General features: G+C 38.2%; 14 protein-coding genes. 12 read left to right on the top strand and 2 right to left on the bottom strand.

Annotation, left to right across the window (positions count from 1 at the left end; translation table 11 throughout):
• Positions 1-36: 36 nt before the first annotated feature.
• The 5 genes from ESV24_RS08790 to ESV24_RS08770 all read left to right on the top strand — a co-directional run bounded on the left by ESV24_RS08790 (position 37) and on the right by ESV24_RS08770 (position 6,003).
• Positions 37-1,599 (top strand): SDR family NAD(P)-dependent oxidoreductase, encoded by a 1,563-nt coding sequence (locus tag ESV24_RS08790; RefSeq protein ID WP_111816097.1) that lies wholly within the window; start codon positions 37-39, stop codon positions 1,597-1,599.
• A 54-nt stretch (positions 1,600-1,653) separates the two neighbouring features.
• Complete coding sequence (locus ESV24_RS08785) at positions 1,654-1,881, top strand: VF530 family protein (protein WP_111815898.1); 228 nt, start codon at positions 1,654-1,656, stop codon at positions 1,879-1,881.
• Between the two features lie 88 nt (positions 1,882-1,969).
• Positions 1,970-3,523, top strand: coding sequence for a DEAD/DEAH box helicase (locus ESV24_RS08780; RefSeq protein WP_111815899.1), 1,554 nt, complete (start codon positions 1,970-1,972; stop codon positions 3,521-3,523).
• A gap of 94 nt (positions 3,524-3,617) precedes the next feature.
• On the top strand, positions 3,618-4,964 hold the full coding sequence (locus ESV24_RS08775) for a DEAD/DEAH box helicase (protein WP_111815900.1): 1,347 nt from the start codon (positions 3,618-3,620) through the stop codon (positions 4,962-4,964).
• A 94-nt stretch (positions 4,965-5,058) separates the two neighbouring features.
• Complete coding sequence (locus tag ESV24_RS08770; protein ID WP_111815901.1) at positions 5,059-6,003, top strand: EamA family transporter; 945 nt, start codon at positions 5,059-5,061, stop codon at positions 6,001-6,003.
• A 239-nt stretch (positions 6,004-6,242) separates the two neighbouring features.
• Here the strand turns inward: ESV24_RS08770 and ESV24_RS08765 are convergent, their stop codons facing one another.
• A complete protein-coding gene (locus ESV24_RS08765; protein WP_111815902.1) occupies positions 6,243-6,398 on the bottom strand; it encodes a lmo0937 family membrane protein in 156 nt (51 codons plus the stop codon).
• 232 nt (positions 6,399-6,630) lie between these two features.
• Here ESV24_RS08765 and ESV24_RS08760 point away from each other — a divergent pair, with 232 nt between their 5' ends.
• The 7 genes from ESV24_RS08760 (at position 6,631) to chrA (ending at position 16,374) form a co-directional block, all read left to right on the top strand.
• Entirely contained in the window at positions 6,631-7,686 is a 1,056-nt protein-coding gene (locus ESV24_RS08760; RefSeq protein ID WP_111815903.1) for an NAD(P)-dependent alcohol dehydrogenase, read from the top strand.
• Positions 7,687-8,085: 399 nt separating this feature from the next.
• Positions 8,086-10,260: a tetratricopeptide repeat-containing sensor histidine kinase gene (locus ESV24_RS08755; RefSeq protein ID WP_160110600.1), complete on the top strand. Its 2,175-nt coding sequence runs from the start codon at positions 8,086-8,088 to the stop codon at positions 10,258-10,260.
• A 37-nt stretch (positions 10,261-10,297) separates the two neighbouring features.
• Positions 10,298-10,972, top strand: coding sequence for a response regulator transcription factor (locus tag ESV24_RS08750; RefSeq protein ID WP_111815905.1), 675 nt, complete (start codon positions 10,298-10,300; stop codon positions 10,970-10,972).
• A gap of 772 nt (positions 10,973-11,744) precedes the next feature.
• Entirely contained in the window at positions 11,745-12,074 is a 330-nt protein-coding gene (locus ESV24_RS08745; RefSeq protein WP_111815907.1) for a hypothetical protein, read from the top strand.
• A gap of 39 nt (positions 12,075-12,113) precedes the next feature.
• Positions 12,114-14,513 (top strand): TonB-dependent receptor, encoded by a 2,400-nt coding sequence (locus ESV24_RS08740; protein ID WP_111815908.1) that lies wholly within the window; start codon positions 12,114-12,116, stop codon positions 14,511-14,513.
• Between the two features lie 19 nt (positions 14,514-14,532).
• Positions 14,533-15,087, top strand: a complete 555-nt coding sequence (locus tag ESV24_RS08735; protein ID WP_111815909.1) for a type 1 periplasmic binding fold superfamily protein — start codon at positions 14,533-14,535, stop codon at positions 15,085-15,087.
• 165 nt (positions 15,088-15,252) lie between these two features.
• Positions 15,253-16,374: a chromate efflux transporter gene (gene chrA, locus ESV24_RS08730; protein WP_111815910.1), complete on the top strand. Its 1,122-nt coding sequence runs from the start codon at positions 15,253-15,255 to the stop codon at positions 16,372-16,374.
• A 286-nt stretch (positions 16,375-16,660) separates the two neighbouring features.
• On the opposite strand, the gene ESV24_RS08725 is transcribed toward chrA, so the two are convergent.
• Positions 16,661-18,454, bottom strand: a complete 1,794-nt coding sequence (locus tag ESV24_RS08725) for a mechanosensitive ion channel family protein (RefSeq protein WP_235004019.1) — start codon at positions 18,452-18,454, stop codon at positions 16,661-16,663.
• Between the last annotated feature and the right edge of the window lie 291 nt (positions 18,455-18,745).

Here is an 18,745-nt window from a genome sequence, read left to right as displayed (position 1 = left end):
GAAAAGGAAACTTCCACAAAGGAAGCAATGGAAAATATGGATAGTACCATTTCAGGTATAGAGGCCGAAACGGAAATCAGTTCTGATGAAATAGCAAAGTGTATTGCTATTCTTGAGCATTTAAACAGCAATACAGACAAGATATTCGAAATCCCAAAGGAACAGCGCACTGCGCTTATAAAAGCTTCCGGAAAGTTTTCACGCCCCAACCGTGACGAGTTTTCTCGTAGAAAAAAAGACGCAAAGAAGGCCGAGAAGCGCAAACAGGCTAATAAAGACAGAACCGCACGAAAAGAAACAGGTATTAGAAGCGCCCGCGAAAATGTAGTATTTGTAGCTCCAAAATTATTACAGGCTGCTGATTTATCTTTAAAGAAGGGGTTGGAGTTGGAAACACCAAGAAACTGTTACGTCTGCAAAATCCTTTATACAAAATTGCATCACTTTTACGATACTATGTGTACGGAGTGTGGCGATTTCAATTATGCAAAACGCTTTCAAACCGCCGATCTAACTGGGCAAGTTGCAGTTATGACGGGTTCCCGTTTAAAGATTGGGTATCATATTTCTTTAATGCTGCTTAGAGCCGGAGCAACGGTTGTGGCCACTACTAGATTTCCGGCTGATTCTGCTTATCGCTTTGCGCAAGAGGAAGATTTTTATCAATGGGCGGACCGTTTAAAGATTCACGGTTTAGACCTTCGCCATATTCCGAGTGTAGAAATTTTCTGTAATTATATTGAACAGAAATATGAAAACCTAGATATTCTAATAAATAACGCAGCCCAGACCGTTCGCAGGCCGGCAGGTTTCTACCAGCATTTAATGGCGAAAGAGGAAATGCCTTTTGAAGAGCATCCGCAGTTTGTAAAAGATTTACTGCACGACCATATGAATTGCTTGCAAGAGCTAAAATCCCTTACGGCAGATATCGGTAAAAACCCAAATAAAAACTTGCCAGTTACTTGGCACGGTTCAGAGCCGGGAATTGGTATTCGCGCTTCAGCAAAACTTTCGCAGATTCCGTATAGTTTTGATAATTCCTTAAGCGCAAAAGAAGTGTTTCCCGAAGGAAAACTGGATGCAGATTTACAACAAATAGATTTGAGAGAAACAAATAGTTGGCGTTTAAGGCTTGGTGAAATTGAAACCACCGAAATGATTGAGGTTCAGTTAGTAAACTCCATTGCTCCATTTGTTCTTTGCAACCGTTTGGGAGAGATAATGAAGAAAAAAAACACTGGGAAAAAGCACATTATAAACGTTTCGGCAATGGAAGGGAAATTCCATAGATTTTTTAAGGAAGACCGCCATCCGCATACCAATATGGCAAAAGCCGCACTCAATATGTTAACCCATACGGCGGCGGGAAGTCTTGCAAAAGAAGGAATATTTATTAATGCTGTAGATACTGGTTGGGTAACCGATGAGGACCCAGCAGAACTTGCAAAACGCAAAATGGAGCTGCACGATTTTCAACCACCATTGGATATTGTTGACGGAGCGGCCCGAGTAATGGATCCATTGATTGATGGGATAAATACTGGAAAACACTGGAGTGGGAAGTTTTTGAAGGATTATAGGCCTATTGAATGGTAGTTTTCAGAGAGTAAAGATGAAAGAATAAAGAGAAAAGACTTTAAAAAAGCAGTTATGAATAGCGAACAACCGAATAACCCTTTACACGGTTTAAAACTTGCAGATATACTTGAATCTCTTGTAGATTATTACGGCTGGGATATTTTGGGTGAAAAGATAAAAATCAACTCTTTCAATAGCAATCCGTCAATCAAATCTAGCCTAACTTTTCTTCGGAAAACTCCTTGGGCACGTGAAAAGGTGGAGCAACTTTATCTTAAAACTAAATTTCCGAAAGCTTAATAAAATTCTTTCGAAATTAAATTCTCAATTCTTCTTTTAAAAGCTACAAAAGGACGTATTTTTGCAATCCTGCACAAATAGGGATTTTATGACAGATATTCAAGACGCAATTCAAGAGAAAAAGACTGATAAAGAGCTATATAGCTACCAGAAAGGAGCGATAGACAGAATATTTGACAAATTTGAAACTGCGCCAGAAGATTATCATTTGCTCTACCAATTACCTACGGGTGGAGGAAAAACAGTAATCTTTTCTGAAATAGTTCGCCAATACTTAAAGAATCACAACAAAAAGGTACTGGTAATGACCCACCGGGTGGAACTTTGTAAGCAGACTTCAGAAATGCTAACCAGTTTTGGCGTAGTGAATAAAGTGGTAAATAGCACCGCAGACCTTTCCGATCAAGCCAAATACAGTTGCTTCGTGGCAATGGTTGAAACCTTGAACAACCGTTTGAACGACAATAAATTGGATATTTCAGACATCGGTTTGGTAATCATTGACGAAGCCCATTATAATTCTTTCACCAAACTATTTAAATTTTTTGAAAAGTCGTTTATTCTCGGAGTTACCGCTACACCTTTAAGTTCCAACAGAAATCTTCCAATGAAGGACAATTATCAGGAACTGATTGTTGGGGAAAGCATTGAATCTTTGATTGAAAATGAATTTTTGGCTGAGGTTGAAGTTTTTCAATACAATATGGGCTTGACCTCTCTGGAGATTGGCTCCAATGGCGATTACACAGTAAAATCTTCAGATGATCTGTATTCGGCAGTGGGAATGCTTGATCAATTGTATCAAGCTTATTTGAACCATTCCAAAGGAAAGAAAACCCTGATTTTCAACAATGGGATAAACACGTCCATTCAAGTATATTACCATTTGAAGGCGGAAGGTTTGCCCATTATGCATTTAGATAATACTGCAACCAAGAAACAGCGAAAGCAAATCTTAAGATGGTTTAAGGAAACTCCAGATGCTATATTGACCTCCGTAAGTATTTTGACCACAGGTTTTGATGAACCAACTATAGACACTATTATTCTAAACAGGGCAACGCGTTCGTTAACGCTGTATTTTCAGATGATTGGGCGTGGTTCGCGTATTTTGAACAACAAGTCCAAATTTTCCATGATCGATTTGGGGAACAATTACCAGCGTTTTGGCCCTTGGGAAGCACCTTTGGATTGGCAGGCAATTTTCAGATCGCCAGATTATTATATGGATCGTCTTAGCAGCGATGAGGAGCTTGAGAGCCATTTTAGATATGAAATGCCAGAAGAGCTTCGCGCAGAGTTTGCGAATAGCAAGGAGGTTTATTTCAACATCAAGGAAACTTATATTGAGGCAACGTATAAAGGCGAATCCTCCAAGGTAGTTTTGGAACGTTCCATTGCGCAGCACGCATATATTTGTATAGAAAACAGCGAAGATGTTTACGACGCTTTGGGCTTGGCAAAAATGCTGGGTGACGATATTGACCACCGTATTGAGAGGTACTCGCAGTGCATTAGCAAAAGCACACATAACTTTTTAAGTTGGTTGAGAGACGACTACCGCCTAAAACTGCGAAGTTATCTTCGGGATAATTTTGATACCGTCTTTGAAGAAATTCACGGGCATCCACCGCAGGATTAGTTGAAGGTTTCAAGTTCTACGCTGCAGGTTTCCAAATTCACGAATCCTGAATCCTGAATTAACAAAACACTATATTTGTACCAAACAATCACCAATGGAATCATTCAACGAGCTTAATATTTCCAATCAACTGCAGTATGCCATTGCCGATCTGGGTTTCGAAAAGCCCACGCCCATTCAGGCACAGTCGTTTTCGGTAATTATGTCGGGCACAGATATGATTGGAATTGCGCAAACGGGAACGGGTAAAACTTTTGCCTATATGCTTCCCATTCTGCAGGATCTCAAATTTTCAAAAGAAATTAATCCGCGGGTTTTGGTGATGGTTCCCACTCGAGAATTGGTTTTGCAGGTTGTAGAAGAGATAGAAAAGTTTGGAAAATATTCTTCCATTCGCGTAATAGGTGTTTTTGGAGGTACGAATATAAATCGCCAAAAAGAAGCTGTTGCCGAAGGTGCCGATATTATTGTAGCAACGCCGGGACGTTTGTACGATTTGGTTGTGAGCCGCGCGCTTCAGCTAAAGGCCATTAAAAAAGTGGTTATTGATGAAGTAGATGTAATGCTCGATCTTGGTTTCCGTTTTCAGCTTACCAATATATTGGAACTGCTTCCTAATAAACGCCAGAATATTATGTTTTCGGCAACTATGACCGAAGATGTGAATGTGTTTATCCACGATTTCTTTATTGTGCCAACTACGGTATCTGTCGCGGTTAGCGGTACGCCTTTGGAAAATATTTCGCAATTTGCGTATGCTGTTCCTAATTTTTATACCAAAGCTAATCTACTGAAACATTTGCTTCAGAATGAGAGCGATTTTACAAAAGTGCTCATTTTTGTTCCGAATAAAAAAAGTGCCGATATGCTTTTTGATATATTGGATGAATTCTTCGGAAGTGAAGTAGCCGTTATCCATTCAAATAAAACCCAGAATTACAGAATTCGTTCCATAGAAGATTTTAATGCTGAAAAAACCCGCATTCTTGTCACTACGGATGTTATGGCGCGTGGTCTGGATTTAGATAAGATAAGCCACGTTATCAATTTTGACGTTCCGAACTTCCCTGAAAACTATATGCACCGCATAGGTAGAACTGGACGGGCAGAGCAGGAGGGAACCGCTATTTTGCTCTATACTGCTAAAGAGGAAGATGCTAAAGCTGCCATCGAAAAATTGATGAATTTAAAGATTGAAGAACTTGATTTTCCAAAAGAAGTTGAAATCTCAAAACAACTCACTTACGACGAACAACCGCAAATTGTAGAGATAAACAACCCCAATAATGTAGATGAAGTTGGCCCGGCTTTCCATGAGAAGAAAGAAAAAAACCAAAAGGAAAACCAAGGAGGTTCCTACAAGCGTATTATTAAGCAGAAATACAAGAAGCCCAAAACGCGGGGGGACAAGAATTACAACAAGAGAAAAAAAGGAAAATAATTTTTTAATTTAAGGTTCAAGATTCAAAAATTGAAATTTGCAAAGCTACTAACCTTGAACTTCTAATTTTAAACTTTTATTAACCAACAGAAACTTGAAACCAGAAACAAAAAACCCTTTACTGATAATCCTTGCATTTTTTTCCATTTACGTTATTTGGGGATCTACCTATATGCTTAATAAAGTTGCGGTTTCGGAATTGCCGCCATTCTTTTTGGCATCCATTCGGTTTACAACAGCAGGTTTACTCATATTTATCATTTCCAAAGCAATGGGTAAAAGTCTCGCCATTACTCGAAAACAGTTTAAAAATGCTTTCATAGTAGGCATTCTCTTTCTTTCCTTTGGCAATGGCTTGATTGTATGGGCGCTAAAATATGTTGACAGCGGTTTTGCTGCTTTGGAAATTTCCGCGCAGCCCTTGGTAGTTTTATTGCTGATGTGGCTTTTGCAGGGCAAACGCATAAAACCTATGTCGTTGGTGGGCGTTGGTTTTGGAATTGTGGGTATTTTTCTTCTCGTTGCCCAGAAACAGCTAATTACCAAAGAGGGCACTGTGCTGGGAATGGTAATGATCTTTGCCTGTATGCTAAGTTGGGCGTACGGTAGCCTTTTTGTGGGCAAGGCAGATCTGCCAAAGAATTTCTTCGTAAACACCGGCTACCAAATGTTTACCGCCGGAATAACACTTGCCCTTGCCAGTTTGCTTTTTGGGGAAAAATGGGTAGCGCCCAGTGAGTGGGGACAACCTGTACAACTTAGTATGATATTGCTTATTGTTTTTGGAAGCATTGTAGCCTTTACCTCTTTTAATTATTTACTTAAAACCGTTTCGCCAGACAAGGTTGCTACTTCTACTTACGTAAATCCAATCATAGCACTTATTCTAGGTTGGTATATTTTGGATGAGCAAATAACCCTTCAGTCTATAATTGCAGCTGCGGTTTTACTTACAGGGGTTTATTTTATAAACACTACTAAGACTACCCTTACTATTCCTAGGTTTTCTGGAAAGATGAAAAATCGCGATAAGGATTAAATTTGCGTGAAGTTTTATGGGATTTTTATTTTGTAGGAAAATAGAAGTGTTTTCTTACATTCTAATGACTTATCTATGGCTTATCTATGGAGTATCTATTTAAATGGCCCCTCCTTGACCCGTCCTAAAATAACTATACAGTTTAAGTGAAATAATATCTAATGAAGTAGGAGGTTACAATAAAAAAGACTTCCAAAAATTAATCTAGAAGCCTTTTTTAAAAATAAGAAGGTTAAGTATTAAACTTTTCTTCCGGTCAGTAATTGATAAACTATCATAATCACTGCTATTACCAGTAAGATGTGAATGATTCCGCCAATGGCAGGAAATACTAAAAATCCGAGTAGCCAACCTATTACCAGTAAGACTACAATAATCCATAAAATGTTACCCATAGTTTTGTTATTTAAATGTTAGTGAAGTTAAATTAATACTTTATTTACAATATCTAGAGCGCAAAAATGTTTTTTATGATTTTTTTAGTATTAAACATAGAATGAATCAAAATTTATTAACAAAGCCTTAACCCGATTTGGAAACTTGCTATAATATCTTTATGAAATTCAAAAAAACTTTCAATTAGATTTCTTTCCTGCACATTTATTCAATAAAAAAACAATAAATTTAATGACTACAAATACAAAAGCATACGGCGTACAAAACGAAAATGACAATCTAAAACCAATGGACATAAAGCGTCGGGAGGTGGGTGAAGACGATGTAAAAATAGACATCTCCTATTGTGGCGTTTGCCATAGCGATATACATACTGCGCGCAACGAGTGGGGAGGTTCTACTTATCCAGTGGTTCCCGGACATGAAATAATTGGTCGCGTTACCGCGGTTGGAAAAAACGTGAAAGATCATAAAGAGGGAGATTTAGTGGGGGTAGGCTGTATGGTAGATTCCTGCCAGGAATGTGCACAATGTAAAAATGATTTGGAACAGTTCTGTGAAAAAGGCGCAACTTTTACCTATAACAGTGAAGACAAACACTTAAAAGGGCAACAAACCTACGGTGGCTATTCTAGGAGTGTAGTGGTGAACAAAGAGTTTATCCTTCGCATTCCTGAAAATTTAGACGAAGCAGGCGCTGCACCGTTATTGTGTGCGGGCATTACCACTTGGTCGCCACTTACGCATTGGAAAGTAAAAAAAGGTGACAAGGTAGGCGTAATTGGTCTTGGAGGCTTGGGCCACATGGGCGTAAAGTTTGCGCATGCTTTGGGCGCGCAGGTAGTTATGATTACTACTTCGCCTTCAAAAGCTGAAGATGCTAAAAAGTTGGGAGCCCACGAAGTGCTTATCAGCAAAGACGATGACGAAATGGCGAAACATCAAGGTAGCTTTGACTTTATCTTAAATACAATCCCCGTAGGGCACGAAATGGATCCTTACATTGCTCTTTTGAAAATAGATGCCACAATGGTATTGGTAGGCGCTGTAGAACCTCTTAAGCCATTCAATGGTGGAAGTATCATTATGGGCCGCAAACGAATAGCTGGGTCTTTGATTGGAGGAATTAAAGAAACCCAGGAAATGCTAGATTTCTGTGGCAAACATAATATTATTTCAGATATTGAACTTATAGATATTAAAAACATCAATGAAGCCTATGAGCGTGTGGTAAAAGCCGACGTAAAATATCGTTTTGTGATTGATATGGCTTCGCTTAGCGATTAGTAATTAGTAATTAGTAATTAGTAAAATTATTAATTAAAATGCGATTCCTAAAGGGTCGCATTTTTTTTAAAATAGTTGAACACTTCAGGGAAACTAAACACTGGCACTTCCTAAAATTATATATTCAAATAAATTTCATCTTTTTAATAATGGCTATTTACCTTAAAAAGAGAGGAGTAGGTTCTCTTTTTAAAGCGTGCGATTTTCTATTCTTCCATAGGCTTTGGTTAGTTTAATGATTTCTATATATTTATGTTCTTAAAATAGTTATGATTCCTCAATAATTTATTTAAAAACCTTCAACTAACTGTGCTATTTATCCAAACCAGCTCCTTAATTAACAGTTCCAATTTTTTCGCTAAACTTCTAAAAAAACTAACCCTACCAATTGCGTGTTTCGTGCTAACTGTTAGCGTGGGGCAGAATAAAATTGATAGTCTTTCACGGCTGATAGCGAAAGAAACGATCCCTTCAGAAAAAGCCCAACTACAATTAAAACGTGGGGTTTTGTTCGGCAAGAACGAACGTGAAAAAGGTTTTGATGACCTTGAGTCTGCGCTATCATTTTTTACTGAAAAGAAGTATAATGAAGGGGAAACGGACAGTTACATTGCCTATGGCAACCTTCACTTTATATATGGAGAACCCAAGCAGGCCGCTCACTATGATTCCCTCGCAATACAGTTGGCCGAAAAAATTTCATACAAAAAAGGCAGGGCAGTAGCTATCGGGAATCTGGGAAGGGAGTTTATAAACTTTGGAAACTTCAACAAAGCCGAAGAACTCATAAAACAAGCCATAGAGCTGGAAGAGAATTCCCGAAATCAGGACGCAGCCCGCTTAGCAGAATTGTATAGCAGATATAATATTATAGCAGGTTCGCAGGGAAACTACTTAAAAAGCCTGTCACTTATAGAAAAAGCAATGGAGTTTGCAGCGGAAATAAATGATGATAAACAGCTCGCACTTCTTTATACTAATTACGCAATTACCCTTTCCCGCCTTTCAAAATTTGATGAGGCCGTTGAATTTCATTTTAAGGTTATCAGAATTTGTGAAAAGATGAAGGACACCACAGGACTCTTGCGCGTTTACAACAACCTGGGAATTGCTTTCCGAAACGGTGATGAGTTTGACAAGGCTATTACCTATTACAAAAAAAGTATTGCCTTGAGCAAACAGGCCGCTAACCATAAATCGCTGGGCTTGAGCCTTGTTAATCTGGCCACGGTTTACATTGCCAAGGAGCGATATGATGGAGTAGACACGCTTTACACTCAAGGCATTCGCTATTTTGAAATGGCTTCAGATACGGGCGGAATTGCCTTTGCAAACCATAATTATGGAAATTTTCTTGTAATCACTAAAAATTATACTGAAGCAGACAAGCGTTTACAGAAAGCCTATGAACTTCGGAAACAAATAGGAGCAGAGCTGGCTGCAGCAAGCTCACTTTCAGTGCTGGGGAAATCAGCCATGGAACAAAAAAAGTGGAAAGAAGCAGAGGAATATCTCTTGGCCGCCGAACCCATATATAAGGGTAAGAGTCGTTCCAATAGAAATTTGAAGGAACTTTACGGCTACCTAAAAGAGTTATATACCCAAGAAGGAAATTTTGAAAAAGCGCTCTATTATCAAACCCAAGAGCTTGATTTGGAAAGAACTCTTTTCACTGAAAATGAAAAGGTAAACGCCCTGAAAACAGAGACTGCCTATGAAATGGAAAAGCGCGATATGCAAATGGCGCTTCAAAAGGAAAAACAGGAACTTGCTAGGCAGCAGTTTTTGATAATAGGTGGGGGCGTTGCGCTTATACTTTTATTGCTATCCCTGTCGCTATGGCTACGCCGAAAGCAATTGAAGGAGCGCCACCAAGCCCAAATTGTAAACTTGGATCAAGAACACCGTTTAAACCTTTCCAAATCCCTAAAGAGTGCAGAACAAGAGGAACGCAAGAAAATAGCACACAAACTTCATGACGAAGCTGGTTCCATGCTTTCCATAGCTATATTAAACTTAAAGCAATTGCAGGGCGACGTTTTCAAAACTGAAAGCAATGCTGAAAAAAAGCTGGATACCACACAAAAGATTTTAGTGGACATCAGTGATAGTGTTCGCAACATTAGCCATACGCTTATGCCGGTAGCCCTTGAAAAATATGGATTAAAAGCAGCCATTCACGATTTGGTCAATGCGGTAAACACTTCACAAAAACTAAAAGTAGAAGAAATATTGGAAGGACTTGATGATACAAGTAGTTGGGGTGAAGATTTTTGCCTAACAGTTTATCGAATCTTACAAGAAGCGATGAACAATATTATTAAGCACGCACAGGCAAGCCACGTAGTAGTGCAGATAGTAGAATTGGAAGATTCCGTAACTATTTATATAGAGGACAATGGAAGGGGAATGAATACTGATGCAGGGCAGGAGGGCATTGGCTTAAAAATACTAAAAAGCAATGTGGAATACCTGAATGGAACCATAGAAATAAATGGCGATGCTAACAAAGGCACTTTCATTCTGGCAGAACTTCCCATTGAGAAAAAAAAACATAAAAAGAAAACCGTATAAAAGCAAACTACCTAAGCTATAAATAGAAAAACAATACATGTTAACCCACGAAGGCCCCAATTCTCCCAAAGCTAAAATAAAGGTAATAATAGCAGACGATCACCCACTTATTATTACGGGAATTACCGAGATACTGGAAAAGAATAAACGCTTCAGCGTCCTGGAAACCCATAAGGACGGTAACTCTCTAATGCAGTCCACCGTCTTACCAGACGTAGATGTATTGCTGTTAGATTTGAATATGCCGGGCAAAGATGGGTTACAAGTATTGGAAGCTATAAAGTTCATGGGGCTTAAACTGCAGGTTTTGGTTCTTACTTCCTATTTTTCAAAAGAACTGGCAGCGCAGTGCGAGATGGCAGGGGCAAACGGTTATATTTTGAAATCGGACAATCTCGATAGCTTAGCAGCTATTATTTTGGAAGTGATGGATGGCAAAAAAGTTTTTCCAGACTTTTCAAAAAAAACCGAAGAAGACCTAAACGAATTTACCTTTTTAGATCAGTTTTTAAAGAAATACAATCTCACCAAACGAGAAGCCGAAGTAATACAGATGGTCTGCAAAGGCCATAACTCTAAAGAAATAGCAGACCTACTTTTTCTTTCCAGCTTTACGGTACAAACCCACCGTCGCAATATATTTAAAAAATTGAACATAGAAGGGAATGCCATCTCGCATTATAAATTTGCTTCGGAACACGGGCTGCTTTGATCTTGCCAACCTCAAGAGTAGACACTTTAAATTTGGCGGCGGCGAAGAGCAAAAACGGTCAACGTTAATAGGTAAGTCTAATCAGATATTACCTATGTCAGGACCTCAAAAGGGTTTGCTACCTAGCGCTCATAACAGATATGTATTCCAAGAAAAAAGTCAGTAATGTCTTAAGTGATAGCACGGAACTTAATGGATACGTAAGAGCTCTTAATAGGGCAAATTATCAAACTAATAACATTAAAGGACTCATATACCATTCTGGCAGAGGAATACAGTATTTCAGCAGTCTCTACACTCAAATATTCAAAAGAAAAAAGATAGGTATCGGTATAATCGAGGAGAACCACTGATAATGAAATGCAATGGCAGAATGTGTAAATGGTATCCTTAAAGATGAATTCTCTTTAGACTTCAAAACACCGAATATGGGTAAAAAATTAACAGCGTAAAATCAATTTTAGCCTGTAGCCGTATTTCTGGACGGGACACCTTTGCCAATATTATTTTCAATATAAAAGGTCATAAAATATCTATCAAAAATAAGTGGAAGATGTTCTCGCTAAATTCCTTTTCCCGCATCCCTAATAATAAGGGATACCATTTTTTTGTGCTGAGATACTTGTATGGAGATAGTAATTTCACCTTTTTTGGGTGTAAATTTAATTGGCAATTAGGCATTAAGAATTTAACCCACGTTTATTCCTATGTAATTATTAAAATAATTCCGCAATAATTCTATATTTTTGCGTTTTCGATATAACAGAAAACAATGGATTTTAAAAAACAGCTTGGCAAAAATATAGCCGCATTATTGCTCTTTGTAGCTTTAATGTTGCCCACTGCCATTCAGTTTTTTCATATTTTTGAGGGGCACGAACATATTGCTTGCACCGAAGTTAGCACACACATTCATCAAGATGTACCTGATTGCCATATTTGTCATTTTCACTTGGCATCTTTCAACTACGATATAGCCGAATACCCTAATTTATTACTACCTAAAATTCCTGTAAAGATTAAAGCAAACTTTGCTTCCTTACAGTTCCATTCCTTTAAAATAACCAATACACAGCTACGCGCACCGCCTATTTTTTCTTAATAAACTAACAATTATTTTTTATGTTAATTAAGAATTTTTATGCGCAAGTATGCACTATTGATGCTGCTATTGAGCAGTATTCCATCTATATCACAAAATTGTGACAACACACTTTCCGGTACTGTAACAGACCTTCACGATGGGTCTTTACTTGTAGGCGCAACCCTTATTGTTGCAGGTACTGAGAAAGCTGTGCAGACAGACATGGATGGGAAATATACAATTTCAAATCTTTGTAATGACACTTATTCCATACAGGTATCGCACCCAAACTGCTTGACCAAAGGTTTCACTGTTCAAATTAAAGGCAATACCAGCAAAGTTTTTAAACTGGAACACCATTTGGAAGAACTTAACCAAATTACCGTTGAGGGAAAAGCCTATAGTAACAAGTCCAAAACAATATTTGAAAACACCATCTCAAAAGAAGAATTGGAACGCTTTAGCAGTGGTACGCTCGGCGACGCTCTCAACAGTTTGAGCGGAGTTTCTTCACTCAATACTGGAAATACCGTTGTAAAACCATTGATTAATGGCCTTCACAGCAGTCGTGTTGTCATTATAAATAATGGCGTTCGGATGGAAGACCAAGAATGGGGAGCAGAGCACGCACCAAACGTTGATGTCAATTCCGTAGGCAACCTTACCCTAATAAAAGGAGCAGGTGCATTGCAATATAGTGGCGATGCAGTGGGAGGAGTGATTGTAGCAGAAGCTTCAAAAGTGCCTGTAAAAGATAGCCTCTACGGAAAGACGTTGTATACGGCAGCATCAAATGGGCGCGGTTCTTCAATGACTTCCCAATTTACAAAGAGTTATCAAAGCGGATGGTATTCAACCCTGCAAGGAACATTGAAACGTTTTGGCGATTTTGAAGCACCGGATTATGTGTTGAGCAATACTGGGATTTTTGAACGAAACGCTTCTTTGCTCGTGGGCATTAATCGGTTCAATTATGGCGTAGAGGCTTATTATTCACTCTTTAAAAATGAAATCGGCATTTTAAGGGCATCACACTTGGGAGGTGCACAGGACCAAATTAGAGCCATAAATAGCAATAGACCTTTAGTCATCAATGATTTTACATATCAAATAAACGAACCAAAGCAAGATGTAACGCACCATTTAGCCCGAATAAAAGGCTTCAAAAAGTTTGATAGCTTCGGAAAATTGAGCCTACAATATGATTTTCAACACAACAACCGCTTGGAATTTGATATCAGGCGTGGTGCAGATAGGGATAAGGCATCGTTGGATTTACAACTGGTTACCCATACACTGATGCTGGATTTGGATTCTCACTTAACCGATGCAATAAACCTAAAAACTGGTATAATGGCCCGATATCAAAACAACTTTGCAGACCCAAATACCGGAGTGCGCAGATTGATACCAGATTATGATAAATACGATTTGGGAATATATGCCATAGCAGATTACCGCTTGAATGACAATCTGCTTATGGAAGCAGGTGGACGATTTGATTATACGTATATGGACGTTTTTAAATTCTATCGAACCTCTTTTTGGGAATCCCGAAATTATGACGAACTATTCCCTGAATTAGTAGTAGAAGAATTGGACAATCAAATTTTGACCAATCCCCAACTCAATTTTTATAACCCTTCGGCAACATTGGGAGCTACATACAAATTCAACGTAGAGTATAAACTGTTTTTCAATTATTCAATAGCATCCCGTGCACCCAATCCTTCCGAACTTTTTAGCGAGGGCTTACACCATTCCGCTTCCCGTATTGAGTTGGGAGATTTGCGTTTCAATTCAGAAGTGGGACATAAAGTATCATTGACCCTTCAGCGTGAAAATGAAAAGTTCAGCTTTTCAGTAAATCCCTTTATAAACACCATTAATGATTTTATCGTTATTGAACCCACAGAAATCCAGCAAACAGTAAGAGGTAATTTTCAAGTATGGGAGTACAGACAGACCGATGCGCAACTGTTGGGAGTGGATTTTGAAGCCTCTTATGCCTTTGCTGAAAATTTCCGTTTCAACCACCAGTTCTCATTGGTAAAAGGGTACGACCGTTCTCGCGATGAACCCTTGATAAATATACCGCCCGCAAATACCAAAAACGAAATTGTCTATCAAAATCCAGCGTTCAAAAATCTACGCTTGGCATTGCAGAATGAGTATGTATTCCACCAGAACGAATATCCCGATAACAATTTTGAAGTGTTTATTCCAGAGACTGAAACTATGGAAACTGTGGACTTAAGTACACCGCCCGATGCATACAACTTGTTCAACTTTAATACGAGCATCGATTTTAAAACCACCCAAACATCAACACTTACGGTAGGTTTTGGAATTACCAATGTATTAAACACCTCTTACAGAAATTACCTAAACCGCTTGCGCTATTATGCAGACGATTTGGGCAGAAACTTTTTATTAAACCTTAAACTCAATTATTAATTATTTAAAACAAAAACAAATGAAAAAAGTAAAATTTTTAGCAACTGCAATTTTTGCAACACTATTATTTGTATCGTGCTCAAGTGATGATGATACCCCCGTGGAAGTAAACGAAGAAGAAGTAATTACTACTTTCACGGTAACCCTTGCCCCCAATGGCGGCGGAACGGCCATTATTTTACAGACCCGCGATTTGGACGGCGATGGTCCCAACGCACCCGTTGTTACCGTTTCAGGAAACTTGGCAACTGGAGTTACTTACAATGGCGCCATTGTACTGCTTAACGAAACCGTGAACCCACCTGAAAATATTACCGTAGAAGTGGAGGAAGAAGCAGGGGAGCACCAATTTTTCTATACGCTCGGTGGCGGATTGGACGTAACTACTGCCTATAGCAATTTTGATACTGATGGAAACCCATTGGGAACACAATTCACGCTTACAGCAGGTGCAGCAAGTTCAGGAACATTAACGTTTACGCTGCGTCACGAACCTACAAAACCAAATACGGGTCTTGGCGATGCTGGGGGAGAAACAGATATTGCAGCAACCTTTAACGTGACGGTACAATAGATTTGAATTAGTAACACTTTTCTTTGTTCCAAAGCAAATGCCCTCTGCATATATTTTTGTAGTGGGCATTTTATTTATTATTAATGTAACATAACAAAGTAAAATATTTTATATTTTGAACCTTGTTCAGCTTTTAAGCATGACAGTTATTATAACCGAATAAATATGTCAAACAATAAAGAACTGATAGAAATAGCAAAATTGTTTTTTAAACTCGGAAGTATTGCTTTTGGTGGACCAGCTGCTCACATCGCAATGATGGAAGACGAAGTGGTAAAAAAAAGAAAGTGGATGACACAAGAACACTTTCTGGACCTAGTGGGTGCAACCAATTTAATTCCGGGTCCGAATTCGACTGAAATGACAATGCATTGCGGACACGAACGTGCAGGTTGGAAAGGGCTGTTTGTGGCAGGGTTTTGTTTTATTTTTCCGGCAGTTGTTATCACTTCCGTTTTTGCTTGGCTTTATCTAGAATATGGACAGTTACCAAAAGTTGAGCCTTTCATTTACGGAATTAAACCAGCAGTTATTGCAATAATCATAATGGCGGCGTTCCGACTTGGAAAAAAGGCGGTAAAAAACATAGAACTCGCGATTTTAGGCATCATAACTTTAGTAGTCTGCTTACTCGGAGTAAACGAAATAATCGCTCTTTTTGGCTGTGGTTTACTTGGTTTGGCACTGTATTTCTTCAAAAAGAATACGGGTAATTTAAAGATTTTTATTCCACTTTTACTTTTTCAACTTGCCGATCCTTCAAAAATTGATGTTTTCAAAATATTCTTGATTTTCTTAAAAGTTGGAGCAATACTTTATGGAAGCGGTTATGTTTTGTTTGCATTTCTCGACACAGAATTAGTCGCAAACGGATGGCTAACAAGACAAGCGTTAATTGACGCAGTTGCTATTGGACAAATAACGCCTGGACCCGTTTTGTCTACCGCAACTTTTATAGGTTGGCAAATGAACGGAATAACGGGTGCAATTGTAGCAACTGTTGGAATTTTCCTTCCGTCGTTTTTATTTGTTTTAATATTAAACCCGTTAATACCTAAAATGCGGAAGTCAAAGATTATCGGAGCGATTTTGGACGCAGTAAATGTTGCGGCAGTTGCATTGATAATTGCAGTTTGCGTGGAAATGGCAAAGGATACACTTACAGATTGGCGTACAATTTTAATTGCGGTTGCAAGTTTGATTTTGGTCTTTGTTTTTAAAAAGTTGAATAGTGCATTTATAGTATTAGGAGGAGCAATAGTAGGATATTTATTGACCTTGATTTAAAAATATAGCTGAAAAAGCCAGCGCATACTAGCGTATCCTGCGAAAAGAGCCTGACAATTATCCGTAATGGGTGACATTAGAATTGTCTTATATATGACTATCTTCTAATCCAATAAAAGAATGGAATTGAAATGACGAAATTTTTACTTCTATGGATGGTTAATGGCGGTTTTGTACTGGAATAAAACATTTTAGCTTTAATCAAACCAAGTGCTAAACCGAAAGTTAATTGCTTCGAAATCCGTCACTAACAATATACAATCCCGTTATTTAAGTGAAATTTCTTCTATAAATCTTCTTTATCAGTGGACTCCAAAGCAATTCTGGTTTTTGACAATCCCAAGCCTTCTTCTAATTCACAGATGTAATCTATAAGTTTTTCCCTTAACTCGCACTGTAAATCCCAGGCAGTAAAAGGATCACTGGCACTGCACAAGGCTCTAATCTTAATAGCTTTTTCAGTAGATTCTACAACTTGAACGGATGGTGAAACTTGTTTATCCCAAGCTGGGGATTCTCTAAGGAGTTCTTCATATTTTTCCCGAACTTTTTGGATATTAATTCTATAATCGGTGTAAATATCAATAGAACGAATTTGCTTTGAGCCCCGCATGGACCAATTTTCGAATGAATTTGAAATAACACTCTTAAGCGGTGTAACTATTCTCCTTTCATCCCAAGTTTTAACGATCATATATACAAAGCCAATGTCTTCCACATGGCCCCATTGTCCATCGAATAGTACCAGATCGCCAATCTGGGCTGGTTTGGTAATTGCTATTTGAATTCCAGCAATAATATTACCCAAAGTACCTTGGGCAGCAATACCAATAATTATGGTAGCAACTCCGGCAGAGGCAAAGAGTGATGTCCCCAAGTTTTTGAAACTTTCAAATTGAGAAAGAATGATGCCAGCCCCTATCAAAAAAATTATGAATGACACTACCCTTCTAGCTACCGATAGTTGGGTTAGGACTTGACGACTTTTCAAGTTTTCTTCAGCATAGATATCATCTGTTTTATTTTCTGCCACATAAAAGATAAAGGCATTTAAAATACGCATAATAAACCAAGTACCACAAACTACTGTTGCAATCAAAAGCATTGTATAAAACCAATTTGCTAAATCGCCGCTAAATACTATTAAGTTGTTTAAAAGCAAATATAGCGCAAACATCCCAACGAAATAACCAGCAGGTAGCGCTAGGCGCGACGAGAAAGAAGATATCCATTCCCACTTTGACCTACCAAATATGCGTTTTAAAAGAAACATCGTGAGCCAGCCTAAGCCATAGGCTATGCCCACTGAAATAAATAATCCAATAATTTTCCAAATAGGGATTTTTAAAAATTCACCTTTCAATCCCCAACCATCTGGGATGAGTTGAACTATTTTAGTCGGTCCGTAGGCTGTATAAAGCGCGTCAATATGTTCTACTGTATTGGCCGATATCACCCAATATGGTGGCTCAGATTTGTATTTTATCCGTTGGAGTCTCAGGGTTACATCTCTTTCATTGAGACTTAATTTCCCAAAAGCGATACTCTTTCGTGGTTCTCTGGAAACCGCTTTATTATTAGTGAATATTTCATCGCTCTGCCCATCAGGTCTCTCAGACAATTTGTCCCAATCAATAGTGACATTTTTATTGATGATAATGTAGAGTTTTTGGGCTAATTGCTCTATTTGTTCATTAGAAACATCATCAGAAATTAAATTTAAATTGAAGGAATGGGCAGCCTTGAGATAATCAGCATTTCTTGCGCTCAAAATAAAATTTTCAAGAGAAGCTTGGGGAGTTTCTCTGTTCACATTTATTTCCGAGCGATCAAAAAATTGATTTCTATGCTGAACTACATAATAGTTCTCTTCATACCCCTGAATTGAACTTGTATTAATATTAGCCTCTACTATGGTACTATCTTTTGAAGGAACATTGGTGCTGGTTGAGTCTTGAGCTTTTGCAGTGTAAACGCCTATTCCTACCATATTGCTCAAAAGCGTAAATAGGAGAACATTCACCATGGTTTTTATGGAGATTAGCTTGTTACACTTTACAGATAAAATTATTGTTTTCAAACGATATATTTTTTAAGAATAATGTCCAATGATGGTCCATTTTTTCTGTTATTTCTAGGAATGGGAGAGATGGTATCTATTAATTTCCAATCTTATATTGCAATACTTTTCGGTGAGATTACCCTACCGAAGTTTTTTAGGTAATAATCCAAATTTAATTATACAGAATTCTCAAAAAGAGCGAATTAGTGCGTTTTTCAGAAAAAAATCTGTTGAATAAGATATTACTATATTTCAAGCTATCCTAATGCAAATGGCATAATTTAAAATATGGATGAATTGCCAGAATCA

It is taken from the genome of Aequorivita lipolytica (assembly GCF_007997135.1).
GTDB lineage: Bacteria > Bacteroidota > Bacteroidia > Flavobacteriales > Flavobacteriaceae > Aequorivita > Aequorivita lipolytica.
This window is presented reverse-complemented; position numbering and strand designations above follow the sequence as displayed.